This window comes from Nocardia jejuensis NBRC 103114, assembly GCF_001613145.1.
Lineage (GTDB): Bacteria > Actinomycetota > Actinomycetes > Mycobacteriales > Mycobacteriaceae > Nocardia > Nocardia jejuensis.
In genome coordinates this window covers 354,085-373,979 of record NZ_BDBU01000018.1, presented here as the reverse complement: position 1 = coordinate 373,979, position 19,895 = coordinate 354,085, and the positions used below count along the sequence as shown (strand labels likewise).

At 67.2% G+C, this 19,895-nt stretch carries 17 protein-coding genes and 2 pseudogenes; 12 read left to right on the top strand and 7 right to left on the bottom strand.

What is annotated here, in order from left to right; all coding sequences use genetic code 11:
• From NJ1_RS15450 to NJ1_RS15425, 7 genes and pseudogenes are all read right to left on the bottom strand, one after another.
• Positions 1 to 293, bottom strand: a pseudogene (locus NJ1_RS15450) (hypothetical protein); the annotation flags it as partial.
• A 144-nt stretch (positions 294 to 437) separates the two neighbouring features.
• The gene (locus tag NJ1_RS15445; RefSeq protein ID WP_339380966.1) at positions 438 to 1,199 is read right to left on the bottom strand and encodes an acyl-CoA dehydrogenase family protein; all 762 of its coding nucleotides are present in this window, start codon (positions 1,197 to 1,199) and stop codon (positions 438 to 440) included.
• Between the two features lie 72 nt (positions 1,200 to 1,271).
• Positions 1,272 to 1,541 (bottom strand): annotated as a pseudogene (locus tag NJ1_RS40980) (acyl-CoA dehydrogenase family protein); the annotation flags it as partial.
• A 49-nt stretch (positions 1,542 to 1,590) separates the two neighbouring features.
• Complete coding sequence (locus tag NJ1_RS15440; RefSeq protein ID WP_067693861.1) at positions 1,591 to 2,802, bottom strand: acyl-CoA dehydrogenase family protein; 1,212 nt, start codon at positions 2,800 to 2,802, stop codon at positions 1,591 to 1,593.
• Positions 2,799 to 3,581, bottom strand: a complete 783-nt coding sequence (locus NJ1_RS15435; protein WP_067693859.1) for an enoyl-CoA hydratase/isomerase family protein — start codon at positions 3,579 to 3,581, stop codon at positions 2,799 to 2,801. Before NJ1_RS15435 ends, NJ1_RS15440 begins: the two co-directional genes overlap by 4 nt.
• A gap of 4 nt (positions 3,582 to 3,585) precedes the next feature.
• Positions 3,586 to 4,686, bottom strand: coding sequence for an acyl-CoA dehydrogenase family protein (locus NJ1_RS15430; protein WP_067693856.1), 1,101 nt, complete (start codon positions 4,684 to 4,686; stop codon positions 3,586 to 3,588).
• Positions 4,686 to 5,834 (bottom strand): acyl-CoA dehydrogenase family protein, encoded by a 1,149-nt coding sequence (locus NJ1_RS15425; RefSeq protein ID WP_067693853.1) that lies wholly within the window; start codon positions 5,832 to 5,834, stop codon positions 4,686 to 4,688. Before NJ1_RS15425 ends, NJ1_RS15430 begins: the two co-directional genes overlap by 1 nt.
• Positions 5,835 to 5,955: 121 nt before the next feature.
• Between NJ1_RS15425 and NJ1_RS15420 the strand changes: the two genes are divergently transcribed.
• The 12 genes from NJ1_RS15420 (at position 5,956) to NJ1_RS15365 (ending at position 19,894) form a co-directional block, all read left to right on the top strand.
• The gene (locus NJ1_RS15420; protein ID WP_067693850.1) at positions 5,956 to 6,762 is read left to right on the top strand and encodes a FadR/GntR family transcriptional regulator; all 807 of its coding nucleotides are present in this window, start codon (positions 5,956 to 5,958) and stop codon (positions 6,760 to 6,762) included.
• A gap of 227 nt (positions 6,763 to 6,989) precedes the next feature.
• Positions 6,990 to 8,585 carry an SMP-30/gluconolactonase/LRE family protein gene (locus tag NJ1_RS15415; protein WP_067693847.1) on the top strand — a complete coding sequence of 532 codons (1,596 nt, stop codon included), beginning with the start codon at positions 6,990 to 6,992 and terminating at the stop codon, positions 8,583 to 8,585.
• A gap of 8 nt (positions 8,586 to 8,593) precedes the next feature.
• The gene (locus NJ1_RS15410; protein WP_067693844.1) at positions 8,594 to 9,442 is read left to right on the top strand and encodes an SDR family NAD(P)-dependent oxidoreductase; all 849 of its coding nucleotides are present in this window, start codon (positions 8,594 to 8,596) and stop codon (positions 9,440 to 9,442) included.
• A gap of 27 nt (positions 9,443 to 9,469) precedes the next feature.
• Positions 9,470 to 10,852, top strand: coding sequence for an aromatic ring-hydroxylating oxygenase subunit alpha (locus NJ1_RS15405; protein ID WP_067693841.1), 1,383 nt, complete (start codon positions 9,470 to 9,472; stop codon positions 10,850 to 10,852).
• Positions 10,853 to 10,879: 27 nt separating this feature from the next.
• Positions 10,880 to 12,703, top strand: a complete 1,824-nt coding sequence (locus NJ1_RS15400) for a flavin-containing monooxygenase (RefSeq protein ID WP_067693838.1) — start codon at positions 10,880 to 10,882, stop codon at positions 12,701 to 12,703.
• A gap of 11 nt (positions 12,704 to 12,714) precedes the next feature.
• Entirely contained in the window at positions 12,715 to 13,632 is a 918-nt protein-coding gene (locus NJ1_RS15395) for an SDR family NAD(P)-dependent oxidoreductase (protein ID WP_067693835.1), read from the top strand.
• Positions 13,633 to 13,634: 2 nt separating this feature from the next.
• Positions 13,635 to 15,341, top strand: a complete 1,707-nt coding sequence (locus NJ1_RS15390; RefSeq protein WP_067693832.1) for a thiamine pyrophosphate-binding protein — start codon at positions 13,635 to 13,637, stop codon at positions 15,339 to 15,341.
• Positions 15,341 to 16,771 (top strand): aldehyde dehydrogenase family protein, encoded by a 1,431-nt coding sequence (locus NJ1_RS15385; protein ID WP_067693829.1) that lies wholly within the window; start codon positions 15,341 to 15,343, stop codon positions 16,769 to 16,771. Before NJ1_RS15390 ends, NJ1_RS15385 begins: the two co-directional genes overlap by 1 nt.
• A 23-nt stretch (positions 16,772 to 16,794) precedes the next feature.
• The gene (locus NJ1_RS15380) at positions 16,795 to 17,622 is read left to right on the top strand and encodes a TauD/TfdA dioxygenase family protein (protein ID WP_067693826.1); all 828 of its coding nucleotides are present in this window, start codon (positions 16,795 to 16,797) and stop codon (positions 17,620 to 17,622) included.
• A complete protein-coding gene (locus NJ1_RS15375; protein WP_067693822.1) occupies positions 17,619 to 18,362 on the top strand; it encodes an SDR family NAD(P)-dependent oxidoreductase in 744 nt (247 codons plus the stop codon). The genes NJ1_RS15380 and NJ1_RS15375 overlap by 4 nt, the downstream gene beginning before the upstream one ends.
• Positions 18,363 to 18,404: 42 nt before the next feature.
• Complete coding sequence (locus tag NJ1_RS15370; RefSeq protein WP_067693819.1) at positions 18,405 to 18,986, top strand: carboxymuconolactone decarboxylase family protein; 582 nt, start codon at positions 18,405 to 18,407, stop codon at positions 18,984 to 18,986.
• Positions 18,987 to 19,027: 41 nt separating this feature from the next.
• Entirely contained in the window at positions 19,028 to 19,894 is an 867-nt protein-coding gene (locus NJ1_RS15365) for an acyl-CoA thioesterase (RefSeq protein ID WP_067693817.1), read from the top strand.
• The last annotated feature ends 1 nt before the right edge of the window (position 19,895 follow it).

Sequence of the window (19,895 nt, the reverse complement as noted above, 5' to 3'; positions counted from 1 at the left end):
GCGGCTTTGAACCGGGAGAACGCTTCGATATGCGAAATCCGCAACGTCTCTTCCAGGAACCGCACCGCACTCCGGACACCAGCGTGCTGGGGCATGCAGCGTTCTTCGACCTGCACGATCAACCGGTTCCACATGACCGCGAGGCGTCGTTCACTGGTCTCGATTTCCCGCATCATTTCCACGATCGAGGCTTCGGGAAGTTCGGACAAGGTGGTGCACAGGAGCGCATCGACCGCGGCAGCCAGTGTGGCTCCAGCGGTGTCGCTCACCGTGTCCATCTCGTTCGAATGCATGTGCTAATTCTATCGCGAACGATCACGAAATGGAACCGAAAACAGTATCTGATCTGCGGTTATTCAGAATATATGCCTGTTCGCATTGCCCCTACTTATCCACAGCCCGCCAAAACCTTTGCGCCGGAAAGAACCACCGCGACCTCACGAACGGCTGTAGCGGTCGGCGATCCGGCGACGGTAGTCGCGAGGTGAGCCGTAAAGCGCGCGGTTGAGAGTGGCGCGCTCCAAATAGCGGTGAATACCGCTCTCCCAGGTATATCCGTATCCGCCGTGCAATTGCATTGCCTTACCGGCGATGTCGACCGCCGTGGCGCAGGCATGGGATTTCGCCATGGCGACGGCGACTTCGGATTCCGGGCCGTTCGCCACCACCCCACGCACCGCGGCATCCACCAGATGACGAGTGACCGTGAGTTGCACGAGCATGTCGGCGCAAGCGTGTTTCACCGCTTGAAAAGACCCGATCGGGCGACCGAACTGGCTGCGCGTTCCCGCATAGGAGACGGTCGCGGCGAGCATCGCTTCACCGAGACCGATACTGTCGCAGGCGATGAGGACTGCGGCTCGGTCGCGTATCCGGCGAACAGCGGTGCCCGGGTCATCAGTGAAGCGGTGGATCGAATTCGCCGGCACCGTGAGTTCCTCGGCCACGACCCGACCGAATGCGCGGCTTCGGTCCAGTACCGGCTGCGTGGTCCGAGCGATACCGACTGCGTGCGTCGGCACCGACACTACGACCGGAACACCTCCCTCGTCGGCGGCGAAGAGCAGCAGCTGCTCCGCTGCCGGCGCATCGAGCACGAATTCGGCGCTGCCCGAGAGCATCCGGTGCGCTCCGGAACCGTGGAGGTGGAACGGCAACCCGGCGGGGTGGCAGGCGTCGGCATCGGAGGCGAAGGCCACCGCGACAGTGGACTGACCGGCGGCGATGGCACGTAGCAGGCCATCCCGGGTAGGCCCGGAAGCGAGCAGCAGGCAGACTCCGACAGCGAGTGCGGCACTGGCCTGCGAGCCCGCTGCCACGGCCCGTCCCCATTCCTGTGCGACGACAGCGGTTTCGGCGAATGTGGCTCCGGCGCCGTCGAATTCCTCGGGCACCTCCAAACCGAGCCAACCCTGGCGGGCCGCGACCTCCCGCTCTACCCGCTCATGCACGCCGATTCGCGCGAGCAGACTGCGAGTCACTCCACGCAACTCTGCGTGCAGTGCGGCGAATTCGACATCAGGACACTCTGTTTCGGTCATCGACCCACACCGTTCCCCTGCTCGATCAATTCCGGGTCAGTTGTCTCGCTCATGATCCGAAGACGGGTTCCCGTGGCAGGCCCAGGCCGCGTTCGCCGATGATGGTGCGCTGGATCTCGCTGGCGCCCCCGGGGATGGTCCACTCCCAGGACCCGATGAAGTCCAGTACCCAGGCCCCCGACTCCCAGCCTCCCGACATCGGCTTGCGCAGCACACCATGGGCGGCCACTCCCCCGATCTCGGCGCCGAAATCGGTCATCCGCTGGAGTAATTCGCTGTAGTACAGCTTGACGATCGACGCATCGGCCGGACCGACGGCATCGCGGTCGTGGCGTTGCACCAGATCCAGGCACAGTGCGCGCAGGCCGGTGATCTCGGTGTCGAAGACGGCCAGCCGATCGGCCACCGCAGGATCATCGATCGGCCGTCTGCCCTGCCGATTCGATCGTGCGCACGATTCGAGCAGCCGGCGAAATCCGGCATTGCCCAGGCGCTCGGACAGTTCCAGCATGGTCAGGCCGCGTTCGGCTCCCAGGGTTCGCTGCGCGACCTGCCACCCGGCATGCTCTGCACCGATCAGGTTCGCGGCGGGGATCGGGACCTCATCGAGGAAGATCTCGCAGAAGTGCGATTCGCCGGTGGCCTGGCGGATCGGGCGAACGTCGATGCCCGGGGTGCGCATGTCCATCAGGAAATACGAAATGCCCTTGCGTTTGGGCGCATTCGGGTCCGTCCGGGCCAGGAGCAGGCACCAGTCCGCGTACTGGGCTCCGCTGGCCCACACCTTCTGCCCGCTCACCACATACTCGTCGCCGTCCCGGTGGGCGATGGTGGACAGCGCTGCCAGGTCCGATCCCGCTTCGGGTTCGGAGAAGCCCTGCACCCAGATCTCGCCGTCGAGGATCGCGGGCAGGTGACGATTGCGCTGGGCGTCGGTCCCGGCGGCGAGCAGGGTCGCGGCCGCATGGTGGATGGCCACGAAGGCCAGGACCAGTCGGGGTGCGTCGTGGGCGGCGAGCTCCTGATACAGCACGACCTGCCGGGGAACGGACAAGCCGCCGCCCCATTCCCGGGGCCAGTGCGGCACCGCGTAGCCCGCGCCGCGCAGGGCCTGGAACCAGTCTCGCTGGAAGGCGGCGAACTCCGCGCTCGATGCCCCGGTCTGCGTCGCACGCCAGTCGGGTGGGATGTGCGCACGACACCAGTCCCGCACTTCGGCCCGGAACGCGATCAGGTCCTCGTGAGCGGCGACAGCGGTCATCGGCTGGTCGCCCGCTGGTGCAGCGCCATCAGCCGTTCGCGGTGTTCGGCCGACTGCATCGTGACCACCTCGGCGGCGAATCCCGCCTGTAGCGGACCCGCCAGCGCTTGCGAAAGATGCATGTTGACCACTCGTTTGGTGCTGCGCAGCGCCTCGGCCGGTTGCGCGGCCAGGCGCTCGGCGAGCCGGTGCGCGGCGGGCAGCAGCTCCTCCCGGGGCACAACCCGGCTGGCCAATCCCAGCTGCACCGCGGTCGGGGCGTCGATGCGGTCGCCAGTGAACAGGTACTCGCGAGACCGCAGAATCGGAGTGAGCAGCGGCCAGAACGCCGCACCGCCGTCCCCGGCGACCAACCCCACCGCGACATGCGGATCGGCCAGATACGCGCGCTCGGAGATCAGGGCGATATCGCTCAGGATCGCCAGGCTCGCACCCAGTCCCACCGCCGCGCCGTTCACCGCGGCGATCACCGGCAGCGGGAAGCGCAGCATCTCCTCGATGATCTGCGCACCCTCCCTGATGCTTTCGTCCCGAGCCACCGGGTCCTCGAGAAACGAGGTGATCCACTCCAGGTCACCGCCGGCGCTGAAGGCACGCCCCGCCCCGGTCAGAATGACCACTCGCGCCTCATGGTCCGCGGCCAGTTGCCGCCAGACATTGGCCAGCGCCCAGTGCATGTCTTCATCGACTGCATTGAGCTCATCGGGCCGGTCCAGTACGACCACCCGAATCGCCCCGTCGACCCGGATCTTCACCACGTCCGGCAGTTCGTATTCCATACCCCTACGCCCCCTTCGCGTTTCCTGGTGCCGAGAACAGTCCGGTCAGGCCTCGGCGTCCGATGCGCCGTGCCAGTAGTTCCTCCGTGGCAGCGCTGCCGAGCGGCAGTCTGCGCAGCGGCAGGCTGTAGCGCGAGAGCCACGACAGCGGCGACTCGTCACAGAACCCGAGCGCACCGTGCAGCTGATGGGCCACCCGGAACACGACCTCCGCCGCCTCGAGCGCGGCGAGCCGCAGGGCCAGCCCGTCGTCCACCGCTCCGGAATCACCGGAGGCGATCCCGCACAGCGCGTATCGCGCCAGCATGTCCACCCCGCGCCGCTCCACCTCGGCCTCGGTCAGCTGAAACTGCACCGCCTGAAACTCCGCCAGCGGCCGCCCGAACTGCTCCCGCACCAGCACGTGCGACCGAGCCAGATCCATCGCCCGGTCGAGCATTCCGAGCAATGTCCAGCACGGCAGCACCAACCCGAGCGCCAGATCCCGCGCGGTATCCTCCACACTCGCAGGGGCTTCGGTTCCAGCGCCATTCGCCCGGCCGTCGGTGGCTCGTCCGCGACCAGCCGCGACCAGTTCCCCACCGACGGCCGCATGCTCGGTCCCGGCACGAACACCCGCGACGGTGGCGTGTCCGGCCGGTCGCCAGTGCAGTGGCGCGGTGAACGCGGTCTGCCGGGGAGGCGAATCATCGTGCGTCACTGTGACGTTGCCTGGCGTACCGTCCAGTGTCACTGCTGCCCAGTGGAAGTCGAGTCCCGCCACCGGACCGCGTGGATCGTGCGCGGAGACGACGAGGAGTCCGTCCGCGACGAGTCCGTCCGACCCCGCGCGGTCGGGGCGGGCGAGGCGCTCTGCCACCGGATACGGAACGGCCCAGTAGCCCGCGCTTCGGCACAGTGCCGCGGCCGCGTCCAGTTCGTCCGCGTCCCGGCGTGGAGACAGGTCCCATGCGCCGAGACTCTCGAGAATCGGTTCGATCAGCCCCTGCCGCAGATGCGGATTCTGTTCGGCGTGCTGTACGAGGGTGTCGCCGCCGGCGAGTTCCCACGCGCGGCGGGCTTGGCGGCCGAATTCGAGCGCTTCGGGAGAAAGCTGTACGTCCATCAGGCTGCCTCCAAGAGGTTCCGCGCCAAGAGGATTCGCTGCATCTCGATGCTGCCCGAGGCCACCGTCGAGGCTTGGGCGTATCGCCAGTGATCCGCCACGGCGCGCCGATAGCGGCGGCCGGAGTCGTCGTCCGGTGCCGCGGCGGCGATCTCCGCGAGCACGGCCGCGCTGTCCTGATCGAGTCGGGTGACCGCGATGCGGTAGGCGGCGGCATCGCTCGGCGCTATCCGGCCCTCGGCCTGTACCGCCAAGACCTGATAGGCAAGCAGCCGCGCACGCCGGCAGTGGGTCAGCATGCGCGCCCACCTGCCGCGCAGCTGCGGTACCAACTCGTCCCAGCGGCGCGCCCCGAGGATCTCGGGGGCGGCGTGCAACAGCCGCTCGCAACGGGCGTACCGGGCGATACCCACGCGTTCGAAAGCCAGCACTTCGCGCACGACCTGCCAGCCGTCCCCGGCTCGACCCAGGACATCCGCCTCGGTCGCCCGGACGCCGTCGAGGAAGACCTCGTTGAGGTGATGCGGTCCGAGCATGGACCGAATCGGCCGCACCTCGATGCCGGGGCTCGACATCGGCAACAGGAAGACGGTGAGGCCCTGCTGCTTTCGGTCCTCCCGCGAGGTGCGCGCGAGCAGGAAGCACCACTGCGCCATCCCCGCGTAGGAGGTCCAGATCTTCTGTCCGGAGATCGACCATCCGTCGCCGTCCTGCCGCGCGGACGTGCGCAGCGACGCCAGATCGGATCCGGCGTCGGGCTCACTGAAGCCCTGACACCAGATCACTTCCCCGCGCGCTATCGACGGCAGGTGCGCGCGCTGCTGCTCGGCGCTCCCGTGCCGCATGAGCGCCGGTCCCACCCAGTTCACACCCATGTACTGCGCGCCCCGCGGCTCGTGATGCGCCCACATCTCCTCGCGTACCACCGTCTGCTCCCAGACCGAGGCCGCCCGCCCCCCGAACTCTTGCGGCCACGCCGCACACAGCAATCCCCGCTCGGCAAGCTCTCCGCAGAAGCGCTGTGCCACAGCCAGATCGGCCGGATCGTCGGTGAACGCCCCGAGGAAGTCCGCGGGCACCTGCGCCGCCACCAGCTCACGCAGTTCCCTGCGCAGGCGCGCCGCCGCTTCGCCCATGTCGAAGTCCATGCGGCGAACCGTACTTCAATCCTCATAAGGATAGCAATGTTTGAATGGTCAGTGGGCTGTGGGTAAACTCGCGAGATCGACAACAGCGGCACTGCGTGAGAACGCAAGGAAAGGGGTCTGCGTGACCAACCCCCGGCGTGGCCGGATCCCGCAACGCCGCATCGCGGAAACCGTTGCCGCGGAACTGCGCACCCGCATCCTGACCGGCGAGGACGACTACCGGCTCCCCACCCAGGACCAGCTCGTTCAGGACTTCGGGGTCAGCTATCCCTCGATCCGGGAGGCCCTGCGCATCCTCGAGACCGAGGGTCTGGTCACCGTCCGGCGCGGGAACGTCGGCGGCGCGGAGGTGCACCGCCCGAACGAATCCTCCGCGGCGTATCACCTGGGGCTGGCGCTTCAGGGCGCGCGCGTCACACTCGGCGATCTGGCCTCGGGACTGCGCACCCTCGAACCGATGTGCGCCGCGGAATGCGCACGCCGCGAGGACCGCGCCGAGGCCGTGGTGCCCGCCCTGCAGGCCAATATCGCGGCATGTGAGGCGTTGATCGGCGAGGGCATCGAATTCACCCACACCGCACGCGAATTCCACGACCTGGTCGTGTCGTTCACCCCCAACGCCACGGTGCGCTACGTCGTGAGCAGCCTGGTCGCGCTCTGGTCGGCACAGGAGGAGGCGTGGGCCGAAGTGCTCACCAAGCGCGGTGAATACCCGTCGCCGACCGACTCCACCGAGGCCGTGCGCACCCACGTCCGCATCACCGAGGCGATCGCGGCCGGTGACGACGTGGAGGCCGAACGTCTGTATCGCGTCCACCTCGCGGCCACCCAAACCCTGGTGCTCGACCGTTTCGACAACGGGGTCGTCAACGCCTCCGCCGATGTGGTCCGTCAGGCCATGCAGTCGAGCCGGGGCATGAGCATCTAGCCCCGCGAACGTCCTCTCCCACAGCAACTCCCCGGCCTGGCCCGCGAATCCTTTCGCGAGCCAGGCTTTTTCGTGCCCGGCAATCTAAATGTCAAGTATTGCTATCCTTATGAGGATTGTCGTACTGTGGCCCGACAAGCCAGTGGCCTGCATCACGAAACGGACCGATCCGGCCGTCGCGCAGATCGCCACGCACATCGACGTTCTCACCGTTCAGGGAGGCCGCCTTGAGTCAGGGCGCGCGCTACAGCAGCACCACAGCCATCACCCTCGCCGAGGGGGTACGCATCGAACGACTCACCCCACCGAGCCGATTGTTCGGCGCGAACGGCCTGCGCACCGGGGCCGACAATCGCATCTACGTCGCGCAGGTGGCCGGCAGCCAGATCAGCGCCCTCGACGTCACCACCGGCGATCTGGAAACCATCAGCGCCAAGGGCAGCGACATCATCGCCCCGGACGACATCGCCTTCGACAACGACGGCAACCTCATCGCCACCGAGTACATGGACGCGCGAGTCAGCATGCGCGGCAAGGACGGTCGCACCCGAGTCATCCGCGACGACGTCCCGGGCGCGAACGGCATCACCGTGCACCGCGGCCGGTTGTTCGTCAACGAGTGCCGCATCGGCGGCCGGCTCATGGAGCTGCCCCTGGACGGCAGCGCGCCGCGCATTCTCCAGGACAACCTGCCGATGCCCAATGCCATGGAGGTCGGTCCCGACGGCCTCCTGTACTACCCGGTCATGGGCACCAACGACATCTGGCGCATCGACCCCGAAGGCGGTGCGCCGGAACGGGTCGCGGGCGATCTGGGCGTGCCCGACTCGGTCAAGTTCGACGCCGAGGGGTTCATCGTCTCCACCCAGGTGCAGACCGGCGAGGTGCTGCGCATCGACCCGCGCACGGGTGATCGGCAGGTGCTCGCGCGCATGGCTCCCGGCCTGGACAACTGCACCTTCGTCGGCAATCGGCTGTTCGTCTCCACCTTCACCGGGGAGATCACCGAGATCCTCACCGGCGGTGAGACCCGCGAGATTCTCGAGGGCGGCCTGATGTGGCCCCTCGATATGACCGTCGGGCACGATGGCGCTCTCTACCTCGCGGACGGCACCTACCTGTACGTGCTGCGCGATGGTGAATTGCGGCAGATCGCTTCGCTTTTCAGCCCCGGCACGCCCGGTTACGTCCGCGGCGTCACCGCCGTCGGCCCCGGCGAGTTGCTGTGCACCACCTCCACCGGCGAGGTCTCCTACTATCGTCCCGGCCCCGACGCGGAAACCGAGGTCGTGGCCCAGGGGTTCGATCAGCTCTACGGCGTGGCGGCCACCGCCGGCCGCGTGATCGTCGCCGCCGAACTCGGCACCGGTCGAGTCCTCTCGATTCGATCGGGTCAGGTCTCGGTGCTGGCTTCTGGTCTCGACGCCCCGATGGGCGTCGCGTTCGGTCCGGACGGCACCGTCCTGGTCTCCGAATCGGGGGGCGGCCGGATCGTCTCGATCAGCGGCAGCGGCGTCGAGACCGTGGTGGACGGATTGCATACGCCACAGGGAATCCTGGTGCGCGGCAATCGATTGCTGATCGTCGATGTCGGTGTGAAGGCGCTCGTCGGGGTCGATCTCGAGACCGGGGCGCGCCAGAGTCTGGCGGAGAATCTCCCCGTCGGCGCACCGCCCGGAGTCGAGGCCAAACCCCTGCGCGGCACTCCCCCGTTCTCCGGTCCGATGGGTCCGTTCGCGGGGATCGCCGCCGGACCGGACGGCACCGTCTACCTCTCCGCGGACGCCGAGGGCAGCGTCTTGGCGCTGCGCTTCGCGGAGTAGGGGAAGCCATGGCGCACAGTGGATTTCCCGGTCTGGACGGACGGATCGTCATCGTCTCGGGTGCGGGCGGCGGCGGAATAGGCACGGCGGTGACGCGCATGGTCGCCGAGGCGGGCGCGACGGTCATCGCGGTGAGCCGGTCGAAGGAGAATCTCGGCACTCACATCGAACCGCTCGCCGCCGAGGGACTTCCGGTGATTCCGGTGGCGGCAGACGCGTCCACCGACGAGGGCATCGCAACGGTGCTCACGCACGCGCGCAGTGCCGAAGGCCGGCTGTACGGCCTGGTCAATGTGGCGGGCGGCGCGGCGCCCGCGACCTGGATGCCCGCCACCCGGGTCACCCGCCAGGACTGGCGCGCCCTGTTCACCCAGAACCTCGAAACCATGTTCTTCATGAGCCAGGCGGTGGCGGCGGAGTTGTCGTCGCACGGCCTGCCCGGGTCGATCGTGTCGATCTCCTCGATCAGCGGCCTGAACACCGCGCCGTTCCACATCGGCTACGGCACCGCCAAGGCGGCCCTGGTCGCCGCGACCCGCACCCTCGCGGTCGAGTTGGCGCAGAACAACATTCGCGTCAACGCGATCGCGCCGGGCGTCACCGAAACCCCCGCGTCCCGGGCGTACGTCGGCGAGGATGCCGAGCGCGATCGCCGCGCCATCGCCATGGGCAGGCGCGGCCGTCCGCAGGAGCAGGCGGGCGCGGTGCTGTTCCTGCTGTCCGAGCTGGCCGGCTACATCACCGGGCAGACCCTGCTCGTGGACGGCGGTCTGAATCTCAAGTGGACCCACCTCGGCGCGGACCACACGTCCCTGTTCCTCGAGGACGACGGCTTCCGCGCCGCCATCACCCACTGACACCACGGTTTCCACCAGGAGGATGTCATGACCGAAACCGTCGACAACGCCGCTGAAACCGCCTCCGTGGCAACAGAACCGCTCTCCACACCGAAGACGATCGGCGTCGAGGCCTACATCTCTCCCGAGTACGCCCGCGCCGAGGGCGACAAGCTGTGGGCCAGGGTGTGGCAGCAGGTCTGCCGGGTGGAGGAGATCCCGAAGGTGGGCGACTTCCTCACCTACGAGATCGTGAACGACTCGATCATCGTGGTGCGCACCGCACCGGACACCATTCGCGCCCACCACAATGTGTGTGCCCACCGTGGCCGCAGGCTGATCGACACCCCCGCGGGTGCGCACGACGCCCGGGGCGGCCGCAAGCAGTTCGTCTGTGGTTTCCACGGTTGGCGGTACGACCTGGAGGGCCGCAACACCTTCGCGGCCGAGCGCGAGGACTGGCCGTGTGGACTGACCGCGCGCAATGACGGCTTGACTCCCGTTCAGCTCGACACCTGGGGCGGCTGGGTCTGGATCAATATGGACCCCGAATGCCGACCCCTGCGCGAATTCCTGGAACCGGCCGCGAGCCTCCTGGAACATTTCGAGCTCGAGAACATGCGATACCGCTGGCGCCGCTGGCTGAGTTTCGACTGCAATTGGAAGGTCGCCTTCGAGGCATTCATGGAGACCTACCACGTGCCCTACACACATCCGGAATTCATGAATTTCGGCCAATTCCTGGGCTGGGCGCGGGTGCAGGGCATACACAGCAATATCGGCTACGACGCACCCAAGGGCATGGAGGAGAACCAGGCCAAGGTGCGCCTGGGCAGCGGCCCCGACGCCCGCGTCTCCACCGCCACGCTGCAGAACTTCACCTGGGAGAACGCCAATACCAACACCACGCGCACGCTGGTCGATGTCGCGAACCGCCTGGTGGACGAATTGCCCGAGGGCACACCGGCTCCCGAGGTGCTGCGGTACTGGCTCGACACCGCCCGGGCCGAGGACGAGGCGCGCGGCGTGGTCTGGCCCAAGATCGAGCCGTCCATCGTCGCTCAGGCGGGCACGGCCTGGCAGATCTTCCCCAATTTCCAGATCGGCCACGCGCTCAACAACATGCTCTGCTACCGATTCCGGCCCTACGGCCAGGATCCCGACAAGTGCATTTTCGAGGCCGCCGTGTTCGAGCTCTTCCCGCTCGGCGAGGAACCGTACACCGAATGGGAATACACCCCGGTCGGCGATCCGAATTGGCGTTCGGTCCTGCCGCAGGACTTCGACAATATGGCCGCGGTCCAGCGGGGCATGAAGAGTCGCGGCTTCTCCGGCCCGAAACCCAATCCCTATCGCGAACGCAGCGTCGTGAACCTGCACCACAATCTCGCCGCGTACATGGGCACCGGCGAGCCCCGCGATCTGGCCTGAATCACCCACCCCAGCAAGGACGTTCGAATGCACGAGTGTGCGCCCACCCAGACTCCCGAGATCGATCTGACCGCACTCCGGGATCGATACCTCGCCGAACGCGACAAGCGCCTGCGCGACGAGGGTCAGGGTCAATATCTGGTCACCGAGGACGGCTTCACCGAGTTCTACGAATCCGATCCGTACACCGCGGTCCTCCCGCGCGAGCCGATCAGCGCCGAGATCGGCGTGGCGATTCTCGGCGGCGGATGGGCGGGCCTGATCGCCGCGGCGCGGCTCGAGCAGGCCGGCGTCACCGATTTCCGGATCATCGAACTCGGCGGTGATTTCGGCGGCGCCTGGTACTGGAACAGATATCCCGGCATCCAGGTCGACACCGACAGCTACAGCTATCTCCCACTCCTCGAGGAGACCGGCTACATCCCGTCCGAAAAGTATTCTCACGGTGACGAATGCTTCGAGCACGCCCAGCGGATCGGCAAACATTTCAATCTCTACGAACGGGCGGTCTTCAGCACGCTGGTGAAATCGCTGGAGTGGGACGAGGAGATCAACCGCTGGCGGATCGGCACCAATCGCGGCGACGATATTCGCGCGCGGTTCGTCATCATGGCGCAGGGTCCGTTCAACAAGCCCAAACTGCCCGGAATCGAGGGCATCGACGAATTCCGGGGGCATACGTTCCACAGCGCGCGCTGGGATTACGACTACACCGGAGGCACCGTCAAGGGCGGGCTGGACAGGCTGGCCGGCAAACGGGTCGCGGTGATCGGCACCGGAGCCAGTGGCATCCAGGTGATTCCGCATATCGCGCGGTCCGCCGAGCAGCTTTTCGTCTTCCAGCGCACACCCTCCTATATCTACGACCGCGGCAATGTGCCCACCGATCCGGAATGGGCCGCCTCGCTGCGGCCGGGCTGGACCCGCGAGCGCAAGCGCAATTTCCACACCGCCGCCTTCGAGGCCTTCGCACCCGGTCAGCCCGATCTCATCTGCGACGGCTGGACCGAGGTCAGCCGCAATCTGGAGGCGCATCTGAGCGCCACCGGCGGCTGGGCGACGCTGACTCCCGAGAAGTTCATGGAGCTGCGCGAAATCGAGGACTACAAGGCGATGGAGCGGGTCCGCGCTCGCGTCGACGAGGTCGTGAGCGATCCGGCGACCGCGGCCGCGCTCAAGCCCTATTACCGATTCCTGTGCAAGCGACCGTGTTTCAGCGACGAATACCTGCCGACGTTCAATCGCGAGAACGTCACCCTCGTCGATGTCTCCGCGACCAAGGGCGTCGAGCGCATCACCGCCGAGGGGATCGTCGCGCACGGCGTCGAGCACGAGGTGGACTGCATCATCTTCGCCAGCGGCTTCGAGATCACCACCGATCTGGACCGTCGCCTGGGCATAGCACCGTTCACCGGCCGTGACGGACTCTCGCTCTACGAGCACTGGGCGAGCGGATACCGGACCCTGCACGGACTCACCACGCGTGGCTTCCCGAACGCCTTCTTCACCGGCTTCATTCAGGGTGGCGTCACCGCCAGCACCACCGATATGTTCGACCAGCAGGCGGGCCATATCGCGTACATCGTGGCTCACGCGTTCGAAACCGGGGCAACGATGGTCGAACCGACCGCCGAAGCGGTCGACCAGTGGTGCACCACGGTGCGCGAGACCGCTGTCGACAATTCCAATTTCCAGCGCGAATGCACGCCCGGCTACTACAACAACGAGGGCGAGCAGCAGATCAGATCGCATCTCGGCGATCCCTACTGGCCCGGCTTCCACGCGTTCGAGGATCTGCTCGAGGCCTGGCGCGCGACCGGTGAACTGCCCGGCCTCACGCTCGGCACGTAGGGATCCGTCCTATGAGCCAACTCAGATTCGACGATCGTGTCGCCGTGATCACCGGAGCGGGACGGGGACTGGGACGCGCCTACGCCGAGCTGCTGGCCGCCCGGGGTGCGCGCGTGGTCGTCAACGATTCCGGCGGCACGATGCGCGGAGACGTGCTGGAGGCCGATGTCGCGGCACAGGTGGTGCGCGCGATCCGAGATTCCGGTGGCGACGCGGTCGCCTCCACCGAGTCCGTCGCCACGCCGACCGGCGGACAGGCGATCATCGATACGGCGCTGAACACGTACGGCCGCATCGACATTCTCATCCACAATGCGGGCACCGTTCGCCCGGGGTCGCTCACGGAATTGAGCTTCGAGGACTTCGAAGCCGTCATCGATGTCCATCTCCGAGGCGCGTTTCATCTCGTGCGCGCCGCCTTCCCCGCGATGAGCCAGGCCGGATACGGGCGAGTCGTGCTCACCTCCTCCATCGGCGGGCTCTACGGCAATCGGAATGTCGCCAATTACGCGGTCGCCAAATCTGCGATGATCGGACTGTCCAATGTGATCGCGCTCGAAGGCGCGGCGGTGGGCGTCACCTCCAATGTCATCGTGCCGGCCGCGCTGACCCGGATGGCCGAGGGCATCGACACGTCCGCCTATCCACCGATGCAACCGGAACTGGTCGCGCCCGCGGTCGGCTGGCTCGCGCACGAATCCTGTTCCGTCACCGGCGAAATGCTGATCGCCATCGCCGGTCGTGTGGCTCGCGCCTATATCGCCGAGACGCCCGGGGTGTACCAGCCGTCCTGGACCATCGAGCAGATCGCCACGCGCCTGGGCGACATTCGCGACACCTCCCGGGACGACTGGATTCTGCCTGTCGTCCCGTCCGCACACATCGACCACATCGTCAAGAGCTTCGCCTTGGCCGAGGAAGGGCAGTGACTATGGGAGTCAAAGTCTACGAACGCATTCTGGACCTGTTCGAAGCCGAGGGAATCACCACCCTCTTCGGCATTCCGGACCCGAATTTCGTGCATCTGTTCCATCTCGCGCAGGAGCGCGGCTGGACTGTGGTCGCACCGCATCACGAGGAATCGGCCGGATTCATGGCCGAGGCCGTCTCACGCATGACCGGCAAGGCCGCCGTGTGCATCGGAACGCTCGGCCCCGGCGTCGCGAACCTGGCGGGCGCGATGATGTGCGCGAAGGTCGAGAATTCGCCGGTCATCTTTCTGGGCGGACAGCGCTCCAGAATCACCGAGCAGCGGGTGCGGCGCGGCCGCATCCAGTTCGTGAAGCAGTCGGGCTTGTTCGAGCCCTCGGTGAAATACGCAGCGAGCATCGAATACGCCGACCAAACCGACGAGATCATCCGCGAGGGTCTGCGCAAGGCGCTCTCGGGGACGCCCGGGCCGGTGTACATCGAGTACCCGTCGCACGTCATCCAGGAGGAGCTCGACGTCCCCGCGGCACTGCCGCCCAACAGGTATCGCCTGATCGGACAGACCGCCGGACCGGACCTGGTGGCCGAGGCGGTGGCTCTCATCCGCGCCGCGAAGCAGCCCATCCTGCTGGCCGGACACGGGATTCACACCTCGCGCGCGGGGCAGGCGGTGCGCGCGCTCGCCGAGGTCATGGCCTGCCCGGTCATCCAAACCTCCGGCGGCACTTCGTATATCGAGGGTCTGGAGGATCGCACCTTCCCGTACGGATTCTCGCCCTCCGCGGTGGAGGCGGTGGTGACCTCGGATCTGTGCCTGGCGATCGGCACCGAACTCGGGGAACCGGTGCATTACGGCCGTGGCCGGCACTGGGTCCAGGGCGAGGACGCGCGCAGGTGGATCATGATCGAGCAGGACCCGACCGCCATCGGCGTGAACCGTCCGATCGATGTGCCCCTGGTCGGTGATCTGCGCGCGATCGTGCCGCAACTGACCGCCGCGCTGAAGGATTCGCCGCGCACGCCCACCGCCGAACTCGCGGGCTGGATCGAACAGGACGCGGCCCGGCTCGCGGAACTGGCGGTCTCCGCGCCCTCGGGCACGTCGCCGGTGCATCCCGCGCGCCTGATCGTCGAAGCGACACAGGCGTTTCCGCCCGACGGCATCATGGTCCGCGACGGCGGAGCCACCACGATCTTCGGCTGGACCTACTCCCAGGCCAAGCCGCACGACGTGATCTGGAATCAGAACTTCGGCCATCTGGGCACCGGACTCCCCTATGCCGTGGGCGCTTCCGTCGCCCAGGGCGGCACCCGGCCGGTCATGCTGGTCACCGGCGACTCGTCCTTCCAGTTCCATATCGCGGAGCTCGAGACGGCAGCACGCCTGAACCTGCCGCTGGTGTGCGTGGTCGCGGTCGACTACGCCTGGGGCCTGGAAGTCGGCGTCTACAAACGCACCTTCGGTCAGGGCTCGCTCGAGACCGGCGTGCACTGGAGCACCGCGACCCGGCTGGACCAGGTCGCGGAGGGCTTCGGCTGCTACGGGGAGTACGTCGAGCGGGACGAGGACATCGCGCCCGCCATCAAACGCGCGTACGCCAGCGGCAAGCCCGGCGTCATCCATGTGGCGGTGGATCCGAAAGCCAATTCGGAGGAGATGCCCAGCTACGACGAATTCCGTACCTGGTACGCGGAAGGAATGCAGTGATGCGCGACTACTCGACGTTCTATATCGGTGGTGCATGGGTGGATCCGGCGGAACCGGGCACCTTCGAGGTGATCAACCCGGCCACCGAGGAGGTCGCCGGGATCGTCGCCGCGGGTACGGCAGCCGATATCGATCGCGCCGTCACCGCGGCCCGTACGGCGTTTCCGGCCTGGTCCTCGACCACCGTCGCCGAGCGAAGCGAGGTGCTGCGCGCCATCGCGGACGCGTATCACAAGCGCCGGGACGACCTGGGCACGGCGCTCACCGAGGAGATGGGTGCGCCCACCGCGCTCGCGCACGGATTCCAATTGGATCTGGCGGCAGGTCATCTGGCGAAGGCGATCGAGGTGCTCGAGAACTACGTCTTCAGTGAGCAGCGCGGCGGGACCCTCGTCGTGAAGGAGCCGATCGGGGTCTGCGGCCTCATCACACCGTGGAACTGGCCCCTGAGCCTGATCGCGGTCAAGGTGTTCCCGGCGCTGGCCACCGGGTGCACGATGGTGCTGAAACCGTCCGAGCGCTCGCCGTTCACCGGTCGGATATTCACCGAAATCCTCGAAGCCGCAGGCGTTCCCGCCGGCGTGTTCAATCTGGTGCAGGGCGACGGGCCAGGGGCCGGCGCGCCGTTGTCGGCGCATCCGCAGGTGGACATGATCTCCTTCACCGGATCCACCCGCGCGGGTATCGAGATCGCGCGCGATGCCGCGCCCACGGTGAAGCGGGTGACCCAGGAGCTGGGCGGCAAGAGCCCCAACATCCTGCTGGACGACGCGGACTTCGCCGTCAACGTCGGCAAGGGCGTGGCCGCGGTGACGCTCAACTCCGGTCAGACATGCAGTGCCACCACGCGAATGCTGGTCCCCCGCTCCCGGATGGCCGAGGCCGCCCAGGTCTCGCGCGCCGCGGCCGAACAGGTCACCGTCGGCGATCCGACCGGTGATGCCGGACTCGGTCCCGTGGTGTCCGGCTCGCAGTTCGAGCGGATCCAATCGCTCATCCAGACAGGCATCGACGAGGGCGCGACACTGGTGACCGGCGGTGTGGGCCGGCCGGAGGGTCTCATGCGCGGCTTCTACGTCAAGCCGACGGTATTCGCCGATGTCACCAATGACATGACCATCGCGCGCGAGGAGATCTTCGGGCCGGTGCTCAGCATCCTCGGGTACGACGACCTCGACCAGGCGGTGTCGATCGCCAACGACACCGAGTACGGGCTCGCCGCCAATGTGGCCGGGGCCGACCTCGATCAGGCGCGTGCCGTCGCCCGCAGAATCCGGGCCGGGTACGTGTCGATCAATGACGGATTCGACTTCGCCAGTCCGTTCGGCGGCTACAAGAAGAGCGGAAACGGCCGGGAGTGGGGCGAATTCGGCTTCGAGGAATACCTGGAGACCAAGGGCATTCTCGGGTACGCGCCCGAGGATGCGTGACCGGATACGGACGGGAGCGGCGCATGTCCGCCATCACCACGAAGGAACTGACCACCCGGGTCGGGGTGGAAGTGCTCGACGTCGATGTCGAGCGACTGCTGAACGACGACGAGGTCGCCGCGAGCTGTGCGGAGCTGCTCGAGGAGCACGGCGTCGTGCTCTTCCGGCAGCTGCACGCGGGCGACGAGGCGCAGGTCGCGTTCTCGCGAAAGCTCGGTGAGCTGGTGCAGTTCGGGAAGTACGCGAATCCGAACGTGATGGAGATCAGCTTCGATCCGGACAACCCCAACGCGAAATACTTTCCCAGCAACGACTATTGGCATATCGACGGGTCGATGGACGAGGTTCCGGCCAAGACATCCGTCCTGAGTGCGCACGTCATCACCGACGAGGGCGGCGAAACCGCCTTCGCCAGCACCTACGCCGCCTACGACGAGCTGTCCGGAACGGAGAAGGAGCGCTTCGCCGGGCTGCGGGTCGTGCATCGGATGGAGCGGATCCAGCGCCTGAGCTACCCCGACCCCACCCCCGAGCAACTCGCGGACTGGTCGCGCTGGACCGATCGGGTCCATCCGCTGGTCTGGACCCATGAATCCGGGCGCAAATCACTGGTTTTCGGGGCCAGCGCCTCCCATATCGTCGGACTGGACCCGCGAGAGAGCCGGGCGCTGCTCGATGATCTGGAGCAGCGGGCCACCACGCCGGACCGCGTACTGACCCATGCCTGGTCGGTCGGTGATCTGGTGCTGTGGGACAACACCGGGCTGGTGCACCGGGCCTGCGAATTCGACCGCTCGCAGCCGCGGCGCATGCACCGCTCGACCGTCGTGGGTGAGGAGTCGATCAAATGAGCTCCCGCACAGCGATTGTCACCGGTGGAGCGTCCGGCATCGGGTTGGCGATCGGCAGGCGGCTGGCCGCCGACGGCGCATCGGTCGCGCTCATGGATCTCGACGCCGAGGCCGCACGGGACGCGGCAGCGGCCCTCGAGGCCGAGGGCGGCAAAGCCCTCGGCCTGGGCGTCGACGTCACCGACCGACTCGCCATCGACAGTGCCGTCGCCGAGGTGCGCGCGACCCTCGGCGCCTCGGCGATTCTCGTGAACAGCGCCGGAATCACCGTCGCCGGGCCGTTTCTCGAACTCACCGCCGAGACCTGGAATCGGGTCCTGGCGGTCAACCTCACCGGGACTTTCGAGTGCTGTCAGGCGGTGCTGCCGGACATGATCGAGCGGGGCTGGGGCCGCATCGTGAACATCTCGTCCTCCAGCATGCACAGCGGTGTGCCCGGGATGGCGGCCTATGTGTCCTCGAAAGCGGGCATGGTCGGCCTGACCAAGGTGCTCGCGCTCGAGTTCGGCCGTCGAGGCATCACCGTCAATACGATTCCGCCCGGCTTCATCGAGACGCCGATGATGCGCGAGAGCCTGCGCAAGGGCGTGTTCGATATGGACCTGCAGGTGTCCAGGACCCCGGTGGGCCGCGTGGGCAGGCCGGAGGACATCGCCGCCACCTGCGCATTCCTGGTGAGCGAGGAGGCGGCCTACATCACCGGCCAGATCATCGGGGTCAACGGCGGCCGCAATACCTGACCCGGACAGCCCCTCACCCGATTACGCACCGAGAGAGTCGCGATGCCCCGTATCCCGCCCACACCCGAACCGGACTGGTCGCAGGACATGACCACCTTCATCGAGGAGTTCCGCGGGGCCGCCCGCGCGGGCAAGCCCCGGACGGGCCGCCAGAGCGGGGCCAACCTGTTGGGCACCCTCGCCCGCTATCCCGCCCTCGCCAAACCGTTCCTCATGTTCAATCGCCATCTGCTTCAAGGCAATTCGCTCTCGATCCCACATCGTGAACTGTTGATCCTTCGAGTGGCGCATCTGCGCGGCAGCGACTATGAATGGGCACAGCACGCGGTGATGGCCGCCGCCGCCGGCCACACCCCGCAGGACATCGCCAGGGTGGCCGACGGCCCCGATGCTCCCGGCTGGGGGCCCATCGAACGAATGCTGCTGCGCGCCACCGACGAACTGCTCGCCGACGGCACGATCACCGACCCGACCTGGACGTCGCTGGCCTCGGAGTTCCAGGAGCGCCAGCTGATGGACATCGTGTTCACGGTCGGCACCTACGCGCTGGTGGCCATGGCGCTGCGCTCGTTCGAGGTGGAGCCCGAACCAGGCCTCATCCCCCATCTGCCGGCCCATCGGTAACCCGATCACCCAGCACGCCTGAGACAAGGACACGAGACGACATGTGGAGTCAGGCCGAACTGCTGCGACTGATGGATGTCCGGCCGCAGGGGGCGGGGCGATATCACGCGCCCGCCCACGGGCCGACGGAGCGCAATGTCGTGGAGGCGGGGCAATTGCTGGGCGGTGCGGTCGTGGCGGCCGCCAAGGAAGTGCCGCAGCAGCGGGTGGTCTCGGCGTCGATGATCTTCTCGCGGGCGGCCGAGCACGAGGCCCCGCTGTCGGTCCACGTGGATGTGCTGCGCGGGGGACGCAGCTTCAGCACCGCGCAGGTGCGAGTGGATCAGGGGCGCTCCATGCGCAGCGCCGGCCTCGTGCTGCTGGATGCCGAGGCGCCCGATCTCATTCGCTCCGTAGCGCCCATGCCGGAGGTGGACCGGCCCGAACGGCTACGGCCACACGAGCTTGCGGGTGCCGTCGTCGCGGGCCGGGAGATCCGCGTGGTCGATGACGCCTACACCGATGACGCCGCCCGGGTCGGTCCGCCGGAACTGTTCGTGTGGACCAGATTTCAGGACAAGCCGGCACATCAGTACCTGCACGCCGCGCTCCTGACCCAGTCCACCACCCACTGGACGGTCGCCGCGGCGCTGCGCCCGCACGCGAACCTGAGCCAGTCGATGGCGCATCACTCGATATCGAGTGGAATCACCATGGCCACCATCACATTCCACGATGAGGCCGATGTGACGCAGTGGCTGCTGTACGCCACTCGGGTCACCTATGCCGGACGCGGCCACGCCCAGAGCGAGGGCCGGGTCTACACCGAAGACGGCGGCCTGGTCGCCTCGTATGCCGTGCATGCCATGGTGCGCGGATTCGACCGCTCGAAAGTGAAGGGCGGTAAGGCATCCGGCTCCGTTCTCTAGA

What these genes read in the sequence shown, in the direction of transcription:
- NJ1_RS15440 (WP_067693861.1), bottom strand. Translation starts at nt 2,802, where the DNA reads ATGACCGCTGTCGCCGCTCACGAGGACCTGATCGCGTTCCGGGCCGAA.
- NJ1_RS15435 (WP_067693859.1), bottom strand. Translation starts at nt 3,581, where the DNA reads ATGGAATACGAACTGCCGGACGTGGTGAAGATCCGGGTCGACGGGGCG.
- NJ1_RS15430 (WP_067693856.1), bottom strand. Translation starts at nt 4,686, where the DNA reads ATGGACGTACAGCTTTCTCCCGAAGCGCTCGAATTCGGCCGCCAAGCC.
- NJ1_RS15425 (WP_067693853.1), bottom strand. Translation starts at nt 5,834, where the DNA reads ATGGACTTCGACATGGGCGAAGCGGCGGCGCGCCTGCGCAGGGAACTG.
- NJ1_RS15410 (WP_067693844.1), top strand. Translation starts at nt 8,594, where the DNA reads ATGGCGCACAGTGGATTTCCCGGTCTGGACGGACGGATCGTCATCGTC.
- NJ1_RS15405 (WP_067693841.1), top strand. Translation starts at nt 9,470, where the DNA reads ATGACCGAAACCGTCGACAACGCCGCTGAAACCGCCTCCGTGGCAACA.
- NJ1_RS15400 (WP_067693838.1), top strand. Translation starts at nt 10,880, where the DNA reads ATGCACGAGTGTGCGCCCACCCAGACTCCCGAGATCGATCTGACCGCA.
- NJ1_RS15395 (WP_067693835.1), top strand. Translation starts at nt 12,715, where the DNA reads ATGAGCCAACTCAGATTCGACGATCGTGTCGCCGTGATCACCGGAGCG.
- NJ1_RS15390 (WP_067693832.1), top strand. Translation starts at nt 13,635, where the DNA reads ATGGGAGTCAAAGTCTACGAACGCATTCTGGACCTGTTCGAAGCCGAG.
- NJ1_RS15385 (WP_067693829.1), top strand. Translation starts at nt 15,341, where the DNA reads ATGCGCGACTACTCGACGTTCTATATCGGTGGTGCATGGGTGGATCCG.
- NJ1_RS15380 (WP_067693826.1), top strand. Translation starts at nt 16,795, where the DNA reads ATGTCCGCCATCACCACGAAGGAACTGACCACCCGGGTCGGGGTGGAA.
- NJ1_RS15375 (WP_067693822.1), top strand. Translation starts at nt 17,619, where the DNA reads ATGAGCTCCCGCACAGCGATTGTCACCGGTGGAGCGTCCGGCATCGGG.
- NJ1_RS15370 (WP_067693819.1), top strand. Translation starts at nt 18,405, where the DNA reads ATGCCCCGTATCCCGCCCACACCCGAACCGGACTGGTCGCAGGACATG.
- NJ1_RS15365 (WP_067693817.1), top strand. Translation starts at nt 19,028, where the DNA reads ATGTGGAGTCAGGCCGAACTGCTGCGACTGATGGATGTCCGGCCGCAG.